Annotated in this window: 13 protein-coding genes; 10 read left to right on the plus strand and 3 right to left on the minus strand. The window is 44.7% G+C overall.

Annotated elements, in window-relative coordinates; translation table 11 throughout:
- The 3 genes from thrC to A3729_RS09885 all read left to right on the plus strand — a co-directional run.
- Window positions 1-1,114 (plus strand): threonine synthase (thrC, locus tag A3729_RS09875; protein ID WP_068633768.1); only part of this gene is annotated, 1,114 nt, incomplete at its 5' end.
- Between the two features lie 96 nt (window positions 1,115-1,210).
- Window positions 1,211-2,968: a single-stranded-DNA-specific exonuclease RecJ gene (recJ, locus tag A3729_RS09880; RefSeq protein WP_197470248.1), complete on the plus strand. Its 1,758-nt coding sequence runs from the start codon at window positions 1,211-1,213 to the stop codon at window positions 2,966-2,968.
- A gap of 111 nt (window positions 2,969-3,079) precedes the next feature.
- A complete protein-coding gene (locus A3729_RS09885; protein WP_068509899.1) occupies window positions 3,080-6,223 on the plus strand; it encodes a response regulator in 3,144 nt (1,047 codons plus the stop codon).
- Between the two features lie 33 nt (window positions 6,224-6,256).
- On the opposite strand, the gene nadB is transcribed toward A3729_RS09885, so the two are convergent.
- Window positions 6,257-7,870, minus strand: coding sequence for an L-aspartate oxidase (gene nadB, locus A3729_RS09890; RefSeq protein WP_068554718.1), 1,614 nt, complete (start codon window positions 7,868-7,870; stop codon window positions 6,257-6,259).
- 276 nt (window positions 7,871-8,146) lie between these two features.
- Here nadB and rpoE point away from each other — a divergent pair, with 276 nt between their 5' ends.
- The 6 genes from rpoE to A3729_RS09920 all read left to right on the plus strand — a co-directional run bounded on the left by rpoE (window position 8,147) and on the right by A3729_RS09920 (window position 13,052).
- Complete coding sequence (gene rpoE, locus A3729_RS09895; RefSeq protein WP_068509108.1) at window positions 8,147-8,755, plus strand: RNA polymerase sigma factor RpoE; 609 nt, start codon at window positions 8,147-8,149, stop codon at window positions 8,753-8,755.
- Window positions 8,755-9,405 carry a sigma-E factor negative regulatory protein gene (locus A3729_RS09900; RefSeq protein ID WP_068509103.1) on the plus strand — a complete coding sequence of 217 codons (651 nt, stop codon included), beginning with the start codon at window positions 8,755-8,757 and terminating at the stop codon, window positions 9,403-9,405. The genes rpoE and A3729_RS09900 overlap by 1 nt, the downstream gene beginning before the upstream one ends.
- A 27-nt stretch (window positions 9,406-9,432) precedes the next feature.
- Window positions 9,433-10,461 carry a MucB/RseB C-terminal domain-containing protein gene (locus tag A3729_RS09905; RefSeq protein WP_068509100.1) on the plus strand — a complete coding sequence of 343 codons (1,029 nt, stop codon included), beginning with the start codon at window positions 9,433-9,435 and terminating at the stop codon, window positions 10,459-10,461.
- A gap of 10 nt (window positions 10,462-10,471) precedes the next feature.
- A complete protein-coding gene (locus tag A3729_RS09910) occupies window positions 10,472-10,924 on the plus strand; it encodes a SoxR reducing system RseC family protein (RefSeq protein WP_068509098.1) in 453 nt (150 codons plus the stop codon).
- A gap of 113 nt (window positions 10,925-11,037) precedes the next feature.
- Window positions 11,038-12,447: a DegQ family serine endoprotease gene (locus tag A3729_RS09915; RefSeq protein WP_068509097.1), complete on the plus strand. Its 1,410-nt coding sequence runs from the start codon at window positions 11,038-11,040 to the stop codon at window positions 12,445-12,447.
- A 122-nt stretch (window positions 12,448-12,569) separates the two neighbouring features.
- Complete coding sequence (locus A3729_RS09920; RefSeq protein ID WP_068509096.1) at window positions 12,570-13,052, plus strand: NADAR family protein; 483 nt, start codon at window positions 12,570-12,572, stop codon at window positions 13,050-13,052.
- 29 nt (window positions 13,053-13,081) lie between these two features.
- Here A3729_RS09920 and A3729_RS09925 read toward each other — a convergent pair whose 3' ends face one another.
- Window positions 13,082-14,620, minus strand: coding sequence for a bifunctional ADP-dependent NAD(P)H-hydrate dehydratase/NAD(P)H-hydrate epimerase (locus A3729_RS09925; protein WP_068509107.1), 1,539 nt, complete (start codon window positions 14,618-14,620; stop codon window positions 13,082-13,084).
- Window positions 14,621-14,767: 147 nt separating this feature from the next.
- Between A3729_RS09925 and A3729_RS09930 the strand changes: the two genes are divergently transcribed.
- Window positions 14,768-15,667, plus strand: coding sequence for a cation diffusion facilitator family transporter (locus A3729_RS09930; RefSeq protein WP_231872183.1), 900 nt, complete (start codon window positions 14,768-14,770; stop codon window positions 15,665-15,667).
- A gap of 18 nt (window positions 15,668-15,685) precedes the next feature.
- Here A3729_RS09930 and A3729_RS09935 read toward each other — a convergent pair whose 3' ends face one another.
- Complete coding sequence (locus A3729_RS09935; RefSeq protein ID WP_068512937.1) at window positions 15,686-16,729, minus strand: putative solute-binding protein; 1,044 nt, start codon at window positions 16,727-16,729, stop codon at window positions 15,686-15,688.
- Window positions 16,730-16,738 lie beyond the last annotated feature (9 nt).

Consider the following 16,738-nt stretch of genomic DNA (forward strand, 5'->3'; position numbering starts at 1 on the left):
GGATGCTAACGAGTGGGTGATGGAGTTATTCCGCGGTCCTACACTGGCATTTAAAGACTTTGCCTTACAGCTACTAGGTCGCTTGTTGGATTATGTGCTTAAGAAAAGAAATGAGCGTGTAGTTATTATGGGTGCGACTTCTGGCGATACTGGTTCTGCCGCGATAGAAGGCTGTAAACACTGCGACAACGTCGACATCTTTATTTTGCATCCGCATAACAGAGTATCGGATGTACAGCGTAAACAAATGACGACGGTATTGGGTGATAACGTTTTCAACATTGCTATTGAAGGTAACTTCGATGACTGTCAGCACATGGTTAAAAACAGCTTTGCTGACCAGTCCTTTTTAGAAGGTACTCGCCTGGTTGCTGTGAATTCAATAAACTGGGCGCGAATTATGGCTCAGATTGTCTATTACTTCAGTGCATCCTTAGCGCTTGGTGGCCCTCATAGGAGTGTTGCTTTTTCGGTTCCAACTGGTAATTTTGGCGATATTTTTGCGGGTTACTTAGCTCGGAATATGGGTTTACCTATTAGTCAGTTAGTTGTTGCTACTAACAAAAATGACATTCTGCATCGTTTTATCAGTGCTAATCACTATAAAATGCAGCCTTTAGAGCACACACTTTCCCCAAGTATGGATATTATGGTCTCAAGCAACTTTGAGCGTTTAATGTTCGACTTATATGGACGCGACGGAAAGGCTTTGGCGAAGCAGATGGAATCCTGGAAAACTGACGAAGGTTCCGTAGAAGAGTATCGCTGGCGTGCTGCCAGAAAGCTCTTTGATAGCTGGTCTCTGAATGATGAGCAAACATGTCAGTTGATTAAGGATGTTTACGAAGAGACTGAATACTTGATTGATCCACACACTGCTATTGGTGTGGGTGCCGCACGCGAGTGCCGCCGTGATGGCAGTATACCAATGATTACCTTGGCTACTGCACACCCTGTTAAGTTTCCTGAAGCTGTCGAGAAGTCCGGGCTTGATGTAGCGCCAGAGCTTCCCCACCATATGAAAGACCTTTATGATAGGGAAGAGCGTTATGAGGTTCTTCCAAATGACATGGCTAAAGTACATGCCTTTGTCGCAAAGCACAGACGCGGCTAAGCATATCTGTGATTAAAAAAGCCGGACGCTGTTCCGGCTTTTTTGTGGCTTATGTAATTCACTTCGTCGGTTCTTACTTTTACCAAACAGGCTCCAATGATGAAAATAGTTAGACGCACGCTCTCGGAAGGGGCTCCGGTGATGGACGGGTTTTCGCCATTATTAAGCCGGATTTATCAGGCGAGAGGGGTGCACAGTGCGAAAGAGTTAAGCTATCAACTTGCTGACCTGGAATCATCATCTTCTCTAAAAGGCCTGAACGAGGCGCTTGAAGTTTTATATAATGCGCTCGTTGCACAGCAGCATATCTTAATTCTTGGAGACTTTGACTGCGATGGTGCGACGAGTACAGCCTTGGCTGTTCTTGTACTTCGAGAGATGGGGGCGAAAGAGTGCTCTTATATTGTGCCCAACCGTTTTGAATTCGGCTATGGCCTGACGCCAGAAATCGTTGACTATGCTGCAAAATTAAAGCCTGACCTAATCGTTACTGTTGATAATGGTATTGCTAGTGAAGCAGGCGTAGAGCGGGCCAAGTCACTCGGTATTAAGGTTTTGGTTACTGATCATCACTTGCCGGGAGATACCCTACCTAAAGCTGATGCAATCGTGAATCCAAATCAACTCGGTTGTGAATTTCCCAGCAAAAATGCCGCAGGGGTAGGGGTTATATTTTATGTTTTAAGTAGTCTTAGAACCTTGCTTAAAAAGAGACAATGGTTTGAACAGAGACAGCTTAAAGAACCCAATATGGCTTCATATCTTGATTTGGTTGCTTTGGGGACTGTCGCTGATCTGGTGGCGCTCGATCACAACAATCGCGTACTGGTTTCCCAAGGGCTTAAACGTATTCGGGCAGGTTATTGTCGTCCTGGAATCAAAGCGCTTTTGTCGCTCGCGGGTAAGGAGTTGTCGGGCGTTAAATCGAGTGATATGGGGTTTATCGTTGGTCCGCGGCTAAATGCGGCGGGTCGCCTTGATGATATGTCACAGGGTATCGAATGCCTATTAGCTGATAGCGAGGTTAGGGCAATGTCTATCGCGCAGCGCCTGGACCAGCTGAATGTCGAGCGCAAGCGCATTGAAGCCGAAATGAAACAGGATGCTGAAGCCCAGGTACAAAGCATTCTGGACAAGTCTACGGAAAGCTTGGCTCTTGAGAACTTGTCGTGGGGGTTGAGCTTATATGAGCCACATTGGCACCAAGGTGTCATTGGGATATTAGCTTCACGTATCAAAGAGCTATTTCATCGGCCCGTAATCGCTTTTGCGCCTGCTAGCGATGATCCGCTGATTCAGAATAGGGAGCTAAAAGGATCTGCGCGCTCTATACCCGGGCTTCATATGCGCGATGCTCTGGACCTGGTATCTAAGCGCCACCCAGAGCTGATTAAAAAGTTTGGTGGCCATGCGATGGCGGCGGGTTTGTCGATTGATGAAGCGAGCTATCCGCATTTTAATGAAGCGTTTGACCAAGTCGTAAGAGAGTTATTGAGGGAAGAGGATATGGAGTCGGTTATCCTTACCGATGGCCCATTGAATGAGTATGAGTCAACAGTTCAGCAAATAAGAGAGCTTGAAGCTGCTGGGCCTTGGGGTCAACGCTTTCCAGAACCTTGTTTTGAAAATACCTTTGAATTGGTACAGAGCAGAGTATTAAAAGAAAAACACCTCAAGCTAGTATTAAAAATGGAAGGTGGTCATGAGTTGTTTGACGCGATTCAATTTAATAGTCCATGGGTAAGTCAGCACTTGCCTGAAATGGCTAGAGTGGTCTTTAAACCGGGAATAAACGAGTTTCGAGGGCGAGTAAGTGTTCAATATATTATTGAGTATTTAGAGCCAGTTTCATGATTATTATCGTAAAAGCAGGCGTTCTTTCTTTGGAATAGAGCTTCGAATTTCTCTTTTACCAATCTATTGCCTATACTTTTTCCATATTTCTTGGACGAAAGAACGAGTGCTATGAAGCAGGAAAGTAAGAAAGTTGTTGGCCCTTCAATGAAGCGAAGAGATCCAAGAACGGAACAAATCACCAAAGAACTATCAGAAGATCTTTCAACTAATAAGCATACTCAGCACCAGGATGACTGTGCTAGAGCTGAACGAAGTGCACATGTAGGTCCCAGAAATAGAGTCTTCAGCAGTTTGATCTTTAAAATGAGCTTGGGCCTTGTTCTGTTTATCGCAGCAGTTGTAGCCGCCAGCTATTTTGTGACTCAGACAAAAGGCAAGCAGGTCATTTCCGAGCAGGCTGAAAAGCTAAATCGAGAGATTGGCCAGAATATTGTTTTAAAGCTGCAACAACGCCTTGTTGCGACTGAGACATTGACCACGACTTTAGCAAAACTCGGTGTCTCGCTTTCCAAAGATGTTGCTACATTTAAAGATTTATTGCCAAAGGTTATTGATCAAGCGGGAATGTCAAAGCTTGTTGCCGGTGGTGGTGTTTGGCCCGAACCCAATCAGTTCAAAGAAGGCGTGGAACGTCGGTCCTTTTTTTGGGGGAGAAATGAGCAAGGTGTCTTAGAGTATTTCGACGATTACAACGACCCCAAAGGGAATGGCTACCACAACGAAGAATGGTATGTTCCTGCCCGTTATTTAAAACACGGGCGTGCTTACTGGTCAAAGTCTTATATGGACCCTTATTCATTAGAACCGATGGTAACTTGTACGGTGCCAATGTTCGAGAATGGCGTTTTCAAGGGTGTCGCAACAATCGATCTAAGGTTAACTGGCTTGTCTGAGTTTATGTCTGAGCAGGCAAAATTAATTGGGGGCTATGCTTTTGCCTTAGATCGAAATAATCGCTTACTGTCATTCCCAGTCGAAGTTAATAAGCAAGCTCAGTTCCTAGACCTCAAAGGCTTCGTCAAACATGAATATCCGACTATGTCAGACATTTCAGCAACTAACTCCGGTTTCCAGCAAATAGAAAGTTACCTTAAAACGGTAAGTACTTCGCTCAGTAATGGGGCAGGTGATGATAAATTCAGTGCTGAAGTTAAACGCTTAGCAGAGGTGCTGGCTGAAGAATCTTATCAGGTTGAAGTTGAAGAAGGCTCTACGATAGCCGCTTTCTTGTTAGGTTTGCGGTTTGAAGCCTCAACAAATAAACCACTAATCTTGAAAGATGACCCTATTCTATTAGAGGCTTCATCAATCAGAGTCTTGAGCCTTCCCAATATTGGCTGGAAGATCGTACTATCTATGCCTGCCCGGTATAGTATTGCGGTAGTAGATGAAATATCTGACGGCCTATTAAGCAATCTCTTAGTACTGTTAGTTTTCAGTGCTCTCTCTTATATTATCTTCTTCAACCTGGTCTTCATGGAGCCTATTAATAAGCTGACCCAGCAGGTGAGAAAGCTTGTTAGCCGTGAAGATTACGTAACGCGTCTGAAAATACCTAGCAGTAGCGAACTTTCCCAGTTAGCGAGCTGGTTTAATATTCGTACCTCTCAGCTGAGTGAAACCTTAGATGAGCTTAAGCAGCGAAACTCACAGTTGGATGACGCCAGAGAAGTTGCTGAAAGCGCTAACAGAAGTAAAAATATTTTTCTCGCATCCATGAGTCATGATATTCGAACGCCAATGAATGCCATCATTGGTTTGTCGGATGTGTTAAAGAAAACCAAACTCGATGCTGAGCAGGATAAGTTTGTAAATGTTATCAACTCTTCAGCTCAGGCTTTATTGTCCTTAATTAACGATATAATGGACTTTTCTAAGATCGAGGCGAATCAGTTAGATCTAGAAAGCATTCCTTTCGATTTGCGTCAGGTAGTTGATGACTGTGCAGATCTAATCAATTTTCAGGCACAAGAAAAGCGTTTGGAATTTATTTATTATCTATCTCCAGATATCAATCGCTGGGTCAAAGGCGACCCGAATAGAATACGACAGGTTATTCTGAATCTTGCTGCAACTGCGGTCAAGTTTACCAGTTCCGGGCGAGTTGAATTGTGGTTGGAATCGGCTTACCAGAATGACAACAATACCCAGCTAATTGTGGAAGTTCGAGATACCGGTATAGGGCTATCAAAAACTGCGCAAAGTAAGCTGTTTACTCCTTTCGTTCAAGGTGACTCTTCGACAACTGGAAAGTATGGCGGTACGGGCTTAGGGTTGACTATTTGTAAGCACTTGGCTGAGTTGATGGGTGGTAGCGTAGACTTTAGAAGTGAAGAAGGTATTGGCACAACGTTTATTTTCAAACTCAAACTGCAATGCCAGCAAGACAAAAATGTAGTACTACATGACGCTCAAAGAAAAACTGCATTGCCGACTAAAGTTCTATTGCTGGAAGGCAAGGATCACTTCCAAAACAGTGTGCTGGAACAGTATTTTAGAGCAGCAAAGATTGAATTTGAAACCTTCGTTAGTGTCTCATCCTGGTTGTCAGTGTTGGCTAAAGAAAGCCCTGATTCCTTGGTAACAGTATCGGTTGATTCCACCTTGCTATATGAACTCGAGTCAATGGAATCCCAGCTGCCTGACCCCCTTAAAAACCATAAAACTGTTTTAATGACTGATAAGGATGAATGCAGTGAGATTAAAGATCCTTCTTTCTCAGGGCGTTTTAGAATCAGCTTTTTGTCTCAACCACTAAGGTATGATGAATTATTAGCAGAAATTACCTGTCATGATGGAAGTCATGAGAGCGATAACATCAAGCTTGATAATGTTCAACATGGTGAAGACTTGGGCTTTGCGCCTCATAGTAAAATATTAGTCGTCGAAGATAATAAGGTTAATCAGCAGGTATTGATGATAATGCTTGACTATTTGAATCTGAAAGCTGATATCGCCAACGATGGTGTTGAAGCACTGGAGGCTGTTCAAAAATCTCATTACGATTTGATTTTGATGGACTGGCAAATGCCAAGAATGGATGGTCTAGAGGCTACTCGTAATATTAGGGCTATTCAAGGGCTTGTGCAGCCCGCAATCATTGCTGTTACTGCTAATGCTATGTCAGGTGATATCGAGAAGTGTATAGAGGCCGGTATGGATGACTATTTGAGCAAACCGGTGGAAAAAGATAAGTTAGAGCAGACCATTCGTCGGTGGCTTGCTCCAAAACACGATGAGCAGGTTTCCTAAACTAAGTAAGCCGATATAAAGTTCTAGTTCGGTTTACCAGTCTCGGGTGGAATAATTAGTGGGGGTTAAAACCGTATCCTTGGCACTGGGGAGTCGCTCCGGGTAGTCTAGTGTATAGTGAAGGCCTCGGCTTTCTTTTCTCTGGATTGCGGAGCAAATGATCAGGTCTGCAACCGTGACAAGGTTTCTTAGTTCTAACAGGTCATTCGTCACGCTGTAGTTACTGTAATAATCAAGTATCTCTTGATGTAAAAGATCAACACGGTGCTTTGCTCGCTGAAGCCGCTTATTCGTTCGAACAATGCCGACGTAATCCCACATAAAGCGCCTTAACTCATCCCAATTATGCGAAATTACAACATCCTCGTCAGAATCGGTTACTTGGGACTCATCCCATAAAGGGGCATCGGGTGGCTCGGGAATATCTGCAGACTTTCTATTGATATCATTGGCTGCTGCCTGTCCATAAACGATACATTCAGTCAGGGAGTTGCTGGCCATTCGGTTTGCGCCATGTAAACCCGTGAACGACGCCTCGCCAACTGCATAGAGTTGATTAACATCAGTACGGCTTCGGTGGTCCACCATAATGCCTCCGCAGGTATAATGTGCAGCAGGGACGATGGGAATTGCCTGGTGGCAGATATCGATACCAAACTTCAAGCAAGTCTCATAAATCATCGGGAAGTGAGACTTGATAAAATCATCTGGCTCGTGGCTAATGTCAAGATAAAGATGGTCGGCACCGATACGTTTCATTTCATGGTCAATAGCTCGAGCGACAATGTCACGCGGCGCTAATTCTTCTCGCTTATCAAAACGATGCATAAATCGTTCGCCATTTGGCAGTAACAACTTTCCACCTTCGCCACGTACCGCTTCAGTTATCAAAAAGGACTTAGCTTGTGGGTGGTAAAGGCAGGTAGGGTGAAACTGGTTGAACTCCATATTGGCCACGCGGCAACCACTACGCCAGGCCATGGCAATGCCATCACCGCTGGCGCCGTCAGGGTTGCTTGTGTATAGGTAAGCTTTGCTTGCGCCGCCAGTTGCCAGTACGACGAATCGTGCTTTGAATAGCTCGACATGATCGCTGGACTGGTTAAGTACATAAGCCCCGACGCAGCGATTGCCAGGTAAGAAAAGCTTTTTGTGTGTGATAAGGTCGACCGCAACCCTGTTTTCAAAAATATCGATATTTTCTGCTAACTCTGCCTGCGAACAAAGTGCTGTAGAGATTGCCAAGCCAGTCGCATCGTCCGCGTGAATCACGCGGCGGTGACTGTGACCACCTTCTTTGGTTAGGTGATAAGTGTCTTCTTCAGCGTTGTCCATCTTGGTAAAGTCAACACCCTGATCAACTAACCAGGAGACACTCTGTCTGCCGTTTTCTACAGTCTGCCTGACTGCGTCTTCGTGACATAAACCAGCACCTGCATTAAGTGTGTCTCTGATATGAGACTCGATATCATCTTTCTCGCTGAGCACCGCTGCAATTCCGCCTTGCGCCCAAGGTGTCGAGCCGCTAGATAGACCTGCCTTTGATATCACTGCAACAGATAAGTCTTTATTCAAACCGAGAGCAGCACTTAGTCCAGCGGCGCCGCTGCCAATTATTAGAACATCATAGGTATAGGAAGAAGACATTATCGGTACTCATTCAATAAGTTAACGGCCGCTATTATTTAGATATTGAACTTATTTGTAAATGAAATGTCTCAATTCTATAGAGATAGCGATTAGCGCTTAAAGATCGAAGCGCATAGAATGACAAAGTGGGACATAGGTGTGACAGTCAATAATTTTAAACAATGTTTGAGTCATGTAGAGCAGGGTAAAGAAGTGTTAAAACAGCGAGAAGGCGTTTTAATTTTCGAGGCTCTGAGCGATAATGTAGTGATATTTCAACAAAAAACTAAAAATATGACTCATACCACACTGCCTGAAAAAACTGACGCTGACACGAGTATAGATCAGAAGTTAGTGGTCCGTGTGCAGCGGGGCGATAAAGCAGCCTTTGATTTACTGGTCATAAAGTACCAAAACAAGGTTGCAGCAGTCGTGTCTCGCTATGTTAGTGATTACCATGAAGTCGCTGATGTAACCCAAGAAGCCTTTATAAAGGCCTACCGAGCAATAGACAGGTTTAGAGGGGATAGTGCCTTTTATACCTGGGTTTATCGTATTGCTATAAACTGCGCTAAAAACTACCTTCAATCCAAAGGTCGGAGACCCCCGTCAAGTGATTGTGAGCTTGAGGGTGCGGAGTTAAACCCAAATGCCAGTGCTTTAAAAGATACCGCATCACCTGAACAGTTGTTGAGTAAAGACCAGTTGGAAGCTGTGATCAAGAATACGATTAAAAAGCTGCCTGAAGATTTGCGCATCGCTTTGACGCTAAGGGAGTTTGATAATTTAAGTTATGACGAAATTGCGGCGGTGATGGAATGCCCGGTTGGAACTGTTAGGTCGCGTATATTTAGGGCTAGAGAAGCGATTGATAATGAGATCAAAGCCATGAGAGGTGATTAATGGACGAGAGATTAAGAGAGTCTATATCAGCGTTGATGGATGATGAGTCAAATGAGCTGGAACTTCAGCGAATACTCGGTCACTCCGATGAACAAGAGGTGCAGCTACTGTGGGGGCGCTATCATGAGGCGCGTCAGGTGCTGAAACGAGATAGTGAAAGCCACTTCAATATTGATATTAGTGCCGGGGTGGCTGCGGCAATCCGGGACAATGCAGCTGAACCTTCACTCGATATGAGTACCGAGATGGATAGCGTAGAAGGTACTGTCCCTCAGAATCTTGCTGATCGCCGTGAGGATCAAAAAGTTGTTCCGCTTCTTGATGATAGCTCTGAATCGTCGAGCAAAAGAGGCGGAAGTCGTGCTTGGCTTGCCTTAGCGGCCAGTGTCGCTTTTGCCTTTATTTTTGCTTTTCAAGGTACGACTGAACTGAATGATGAAATACAAAGCACTGCTGCGAATATTTCTGCTGAAGGTGCGCTGCTTAAAGTTTCTGCGCAAGAGCCTAAGGTTGTTGTTGAGATGACTGAAGAGCAGGCGCGTCATTTTAGTCAGTATTTACTGAGGCATGCTGAACACTCGATACGTGGTACTCAGTCTGGTTTTATGCCTTTGGCTAGGGTTGCAAGTGTCAATTCTGTTGGAATATAAGCTGAGCTTGGAAGTGAAAATATCATCATGTTAATTGATTTGAATAAGCTTAATACTAAAGTTCTTCTGCGTGGGTTGTTGCTACTTTTTTGTCTTGTCGGTGCGCCGCTCTATGCTCAAGGCGCCAAGGAGGAATGGACTTATCAGTTTCCAAAGGAGCGCAGCGCCTGGGAAGCAATTGATTGGTTGATGTTTATGCAACAAGCCTCTGTAGAGCAGAACTATCGTGGACGCTTTATGTTCTCGAGAGGTGCTATGTCGAGTACCATGAGTGTTATTCACCAGTACGAGAAGGGTCTTGAGAAAGAGCGCTTAAAGCAACTCGATGGCGAGATGGGCGAAATTGTCCGTGATGGTGAGCGGGTAATGTGCGTCTTTCCGAATAACAGAGTTGTAGAGGTAGAAAACAGTCCTCTTTCCAATAACTTTACTAATAAGTTTGTTGGTTTTATGCCTGGTAAGAGTCATTACTCTTTAGTTCTTAAGGGGAAAGAGAGAATGATAGAGCGTTCATGTGTTGTGGTGGAAATATCTGCCAATGACGATGAACGTTATAGCTATAAGCTATGGATAGATGAAGAGAAAGGCCTGCTCCTAAAGTCTGAGTTAATTGACCAAGAGCATAAAGCCTTGGAGCGTTTCCAATACACACATGTAGAGTACCCAAATAATATTGACTCGACCGTTTTCGATGTAATGGGGGCAGGGAAAGCGATTAAGCATGAAATGATCAAAACGGCAGACAAAGGTATGTCCTGGTCGCGTTCCCTGATGTGGCAAGTTGAATTTTTGCCTAATGGCTATGAAAAGATAAATGGAGAGGCAAAAGAAGGTGAGCATGTAATGGTCTATAGTGATGGCCTGGCAACCTTCAGTATATTTATCGAGTCGGTTGATAAGGGAACTATGCCTGAAGGTGCGACACAGGTGGGTGCAACAACTGCCTATTCAACTGATCACAGTGTTGATGGTCATGACTATCATGTGACGGTTGTTGGCGAAGTTCCTGCTATGACTGCAATGAAGGTTGCGAAATCAGTCAAACCGATCATGTAAGGTTAGTTTAATGATTAAAGAACAAGCTATAGTCATTGCTGATGACTCAACAACTAATGGGCGTATATCGGTTCGTATCGATAGAAAAAGTGCCTGTGAGAGTTGCCAGATGAAAGCGGGCTGTGGCCAAAAGCTAGTCAATGATAGTAGCCAACGAAAATGTATTGAGTTTGAGCTTGATAACGAGTTTGATGTACAAGTAGGGGATTATGTAACCCTCGCAGTTCCAGAGAAAACTTTCCTGCAGGCCTCCCTCGTGATGTATGTGCTTCCCTTGGTTTTAATGATTCTTTGTGCTGTGCTTGCGGAAAGTTATTTAGCCTTAAATGATGCCGCGACCTTGCTGGCGTCCATTTGTGGCTTTGGATTAGGGCTTTATTTGGCTAGACGTTTTGCTAGCGAGCATAAAAGTGATCCAGACTTTCAGCCACATATTGTAGCCGTAGACCGGGCTATAGACTAGTATTTTTCCTCTTTAACCTTGCTCCCCCGTTACGTATTTTTAAGTTGAAAACTAGCCCTTCGGCCTCAAAAATGAGGGTACGTTCTAACTACATACTCTCTTGAGGATTCTTCATGAAGTACATAAATAAACTCAGCTCCTTGCTATTCTTGATGGCTGCAATCAGTGTATTGAGTCTCTCTAGCCATGCTGCAGATCTGCCGGATTTTACCGAGTTAGTTGAAGAGCATGCGGAATCGGTCGTTAATATTAGTACGGTTAGCCATGCCGAGCGACCTTCCCAGTTCCAGTTTCAGGGTGATATGGAGCAAATCCCGGAGTTCTTCCGGCATTTCTTTGGCGGCCCACCAAAATCAGGAAAGCCTAACGGCAAGAAGCGTATGCAGTCGATGGGCTCAGGCTTTATCGCAAGTGAAGATGGCATTATTCTAACTAATAACCACGTCGTCGATGGTGCTGATGAAATTTATGTTCGTTTTAGTGATCGACGTGAATTAAAAGCTGAACTCATTGGCGCTGACAAACGTTCAGACCTGGCCGTTTTGAAAGTTGAAGCAGATGATTTGCCAGCAGTTAAGTTGGGTAAGTCAAAGCCGCTTAAGGTTGGTGAGTGGGTCTTTGCTATAGGGTCTCCTTTTGGTTTTGATTACACCGTTACTGCCGGAATTGTTAGTGCCAAGGGGCGTAGCCTCCCTAACGAAAATTATGTACCTTTTATTCAGACTGACGTAGCGATTAATCCAGGTAATTCTGGCGGCCCACTATTCAATATGGATGGTGAAGTTGTTGGTATTAATTCTCAAATTTATACTCGTTCAGGTGGCTTTATGGGCGTTTCTTTTGCGATTCCAATTGATGTCGCAATGGAGGTCGTAGCTCAGCTCAAAGGCCAAGGTTATGTCGCGCGTGGTTGGTTAGGGGTCTTGATCCAGGAAGTTAACAAAGATCTTGCTGACTCCTTTGGTTTGGATCGTCCTTACGGTGCTTTAGTTGCTCAGGTGGTTGAGGACTCGCCTGCAGACCAAGCAGGTATTCAAACTGGTGATGTAATTATCGAGTATGAAGGAGAAGAGATTGATTTCTCATCTGAACTACCGCAGCTGGTAGGGCGAACAAAGGTTGGTGACAAGGCCAAACTAAAAGTTGTTCGTGATGGAGATGAGAAATCAGTGAGTGTCGAGATTGGTGAGCTTCCGACTGACGAAAGTGCGAGCGCTTTACAAAATAAACCTCAGGTAGAGAAGACGAACCGTATTGGCATTAAAGTGCGAGAACTTGATCATGAGACCTTGGATGATTTGAATTTGGATGGCGGTGTTCATGTTATCCAGGTAGAGTCGGGTGCAGCACGTGAAGCAGGGATTAAACAGGGTGATATCATCACTCGACTCAATAACCAGAAATTCACGTCGGTAAAAGAATTTCAAAAGGTGGTAGAGAGTCTTCCTTCAGATAGAGCTGTTCCGGCATTGATCGTTCGTCAAGGAAGTCCTTCGTTTATTGTTATTCGTGTTAAAGATTAGACAGAGTCATTGAACGCCTTAAGTGGTGAGTACGCTCGGTAACTTCGAGTGTACGCTCACCACTGTTTTGATCAAGACGTATCGGGTATGATGGCTTTTTCAACAGTCCAAGAGTAAAAAATTTGTTATTTCCTGATTTAGACGAAGATGCATTATTTCTATCACGTAGCAATGAAGACGAAGCGCTTGGTACTCATAAGCTGGCTTCTTTTTTACTCGAGGGTTTATTGTGGCCGAGTATCGAGCATTACTATCAGGCGATGAAGTTTCAGGAAACTTCTCCTTCCTACTTTGAAAAGATCCGGAAATCGTCAACCGCCAAACAGGCGAGGCGCATGGGTAGATCTCGCTTTCATAAAGTTCGAAAAGACTGGGCTCAAGTCAAACGAACGGTTATGACGCGAGCGGTTTATACTTATTGTCGTAGCCATCCTCAGGTCGCTCAGCTTCTTTTAGATAGCGGTAGCAGGAAGATACTGGAAAATAGCCAATACGATTATTATTGGGGTTGTGGTCGTGACCGCCGAGCCGAAAATACTTACGGCAAGGTTTTGATGGACGTTAGGTCAAAACTGAATCAGGAAGGTCGAGAAAAACAAAACTAAGATTCAGGCATAAGATTTTCTCGTCATACCTATAGCTCGTAATTTAGCTTGTTGAGTAGCGATCTGACGACTGGTATCAAATCGCATGCAGATAAGCCACGTTCGCCAGATTGTTTGGCAGCAATGTCTGCTGCACGAGCGTGTAGGGTGGTTGCTAAACGCAAGGCAAAGCCCTCATCGAAGCCTTGAGCGACCAAGCTGCCAATTATTCCACTTAGTACGTCTCCCATTCCCCCGCTTGCCATGCCTGGGTTGCCATAAGGGCAAATGCTGATTGTTTCGCCTTTGCTGGCAAGTAAGCTTCCACTGCCTTTTAATAGAATATGTCCACCAAGCTTATTGGAGAGCTCAGTGATTGCATGAAGCCTATCCTGCTGGATTAGGCCAGCGCTACCATGCCCGAGCAGTCGCGCAGCTTCACCAGGGTGGGGAGTGTATATGCGTTTACCTTGATTTTCCTTATCAACCGAGTTGATCCAATTCTGTTTGTTAGTCAAGATATTCAAGGCGTCTGCATCTAGCACCAGCGGCTTATCGAGCTTAATAACCCTTTGCAGTAACTTTTCTGACCATGCAGATCTACCAAGGCCCGGACCGATTACAATTACCGTTGCCGCGTCCAGCAATTGCTCAACTTGTTGAGTATTTTCAGTAGAGGTGACCATGACCTCTGGTGTGCGTGATAGCAATGCAGAGCAGTGGTCTTGATGGGTGATAACGCTCGTCAGGCCTGAGCCGCAGCGAAGTGCTGCTTCAGCAGCCATGAGTACCGCGCCACCATAGCCCCGGTCTCCGCCGACAATGAGGGTGTGCCCACAATTACCTTTGTGAAAATGGCGGGGCCGGACAGAAACTTGATCTAGTAATTTCTGCAGTGACAAGCAATGAGCGATAGGCGTCTGCTCATTAATAATTTTGGCTGGCACCTCCAGGTCGTCGTAATATAGTTCGCCAGTATAGTGTTGACCTTCAGCGGTAAATAAGCCCAGTTTTAGGGCAATAAAACTCGCAGTGCAGTCGGCTTCGATTGCGGTGCCCATTATACTGCCCGTATTGGCATTTAAGCCCGATGGAATATCAATCGCTAATATCGGGGCAGTAGATTTATTTGCTGCTTCAATAGCGTCAGCATACAGGCCTCTGACAGGGGAGTTAAGACCGGTACCTAATAGAGCGTCGACGATAATGTGATTGTCGGTCTCTGATGCTAGACTTTTGTCTGAGTAGTGGTCGCAGCTTACGTTTTCTGCTAAGCACATCTGGTATGCACTTTGCGCATCACCGACAAGTTTATCTGGAGGCGAAAGAAAGTAGACATTACATGCAATTCCATAAGCTTTGGCTAGCGCAGCGACAATATAGCCATCTCCGGCATTATTTCCACTGCCGCATAATACTGTGACTTTCTGGCAGTTGGGGAATCGTTCTAATAGTATATTGAAGCTAAATTTCGCTGCTTTGTTCATGAGCGAAAAGCCCTTGATTCCATGCCTGTTGATAGCCGAACTATCGATATCTCTTACCTGCTGGCTGAGGAATAATTCACTGGGAAGTTTTGTTTCAGGCATATCGGGTTCCATCTGATAGGGCGTCGAAAAGCTTAAGTTAATGATACAGTTCAAAATTTATATTTAATTAGATGATGCTAATTAATGGTTTTATTTAGTATAGATGCCCGTAAAATAGGAGCTCTATTCTTTTGTTAAGAGATCTTAGTGAACATTACTATGCGGGCAAAATCGGAACAACTTATTATTTGGGCAACCAGGGCTTCTGTCGCTGTTGCATTTACCTTACTAATATTAAAAATATATGCTTGGATTGTAACGGGTTCAATGGGGGTGCTAGCCGCACTAGTAGACTCGTTACTGGATTTGGCTGCTTCGCTAATCAATATGTTTGCGGTGCGTTATGCCTTGGAGCCCGCGGATGAGGAGCATCGTTTTGGGCATGGTAAGGCTGAATCACTAGCGGGCTTAGGGCAAGCAATATTTATTGGCAGCTCGGCGATATTTCTATTGATGTATACAGTGGAGCGGATTTTTAACCCTGAACTGATCGAGTCACCTGAAATTGGCACATGGGTGATGCTCTTCTCGATGGCATTAACTTTGGTATTGGTTGCTTACCAGCGTTATGTCGTTAGAAAAACCAATTCGATTGCTGTCAAGGCTGATTCTCTTCACTATTCAGCAGACTTAGTAACTAATGCTGGAATTTTGTTAGGCTTGGCCCTTTATTATATGGGCTGGTTGTATTCAGACCCTATTATTGCCTTACTAATAGGCTTGTACATTCTAAAATGTGCAATAGAAATCGGCTATGAAGCCATTCAGTTGTTGCTTGACCGGGAACTCCCTGATGAGGAAATTAATCAGATAGAAAGCTTGGCTTGTGAACATGAAAACGTCATAGAGATTCATGATCTAAGAACACGTCAGTCTGGTCAGACGAAATTCATTCAGTTCCATCTTGTAATGGATGGGAATATGACATTACTCGCTGCACATGACCTCGCTGACGAGGTACATGACAAGATAAAAGAGTTTTTTCCGCAATCCGATATAATCATCCACCAAGACCCCCATACAGCGATAGCGAATGTAGGGGATTAGCGTCAAATACTTAGCTCTCTATTCGCGGTTGCTTGCTGAGCATTCAGCCGCTTGAGGGTCGAGTTTGCAGCGGACCTTCCTCATTAGTTTAAGCGTCTTTTGGTCGTAGATACCGCGACGACCTAACTCCAAACGGCTCTCTCTAAAATCTTCCACCCAGTAATCGTATAGATGTTCGGGGATATCTATCCAATAGTGTTCGGGGATAGTTGCTTCTGGGTCCGTAAGGAACTTAACAAACTTTGAGTATTCCTCAACCGCTTTTAGCCGAGCCTTCTGAATAAAGCCTTCGGGGAACTTTTCCCAACGTGCGATAACCTGCATGGTGATATACAGGAAAGGGTCTTTATAGATGCCACCGTCAGGTTCTAAGCCTTTATGCATTTCGAAGGGCTCGTAAACAATTGCCGGCGCTGCAGTCAGGTCAACCGTACCGTTGTTAAACTTGAGGATTGAGTTAAAAATGGTTGAATTAACGGGTGTAATACCGTGCTTTTGTGACAGGTATTCAGATTCGGGAACATCATCGAGAACGGCCATGCGTTTGCCAGCAAAGTCTTTGGGAAGCAAAATGCTACGGTCGCGCGTAAACATAAATATTGCACCAGCAGGGCCAATGCCGAGCACTTCAAATTCTCCTATGCGCATTAGGTGAGCCGCCTTAGGAGAGCTTAGGCTTTTGATAATAATGCCAAGATGCTTGTAACTTGGGATTGCGCCAATTGCGCCTAAACTGCCAGTAAAAGAGTTAAACTCACGCGCTCTGAAGCCAAGCATATTCACCGCATCGCAACGTCCAAGTTTGAACTCATCAATCGCTATGCGTTCGTCGCTGAAGACTTCGAAAGTAAGGTCAACGCCCCACTTATAAGCTTGAATGGTCGCTTCTTTCATAATTTGTCCGACCGGCCCCGCTTTACCTATTGGGTCCCAGACACACATGAAGATAGGAACAAGATCTACTTTTTCCTTACCTGGCGGGCTATAAGGTTCGCTTGCCTGAACAGCAAGGGTAAAAAGTATGCTTACAACGAAAACGTTTAGTCGAGTGATCACATCCATGAATACAGG

The organism is Oleiphilus sp. HI0043 (assembly GCF_001634935.1).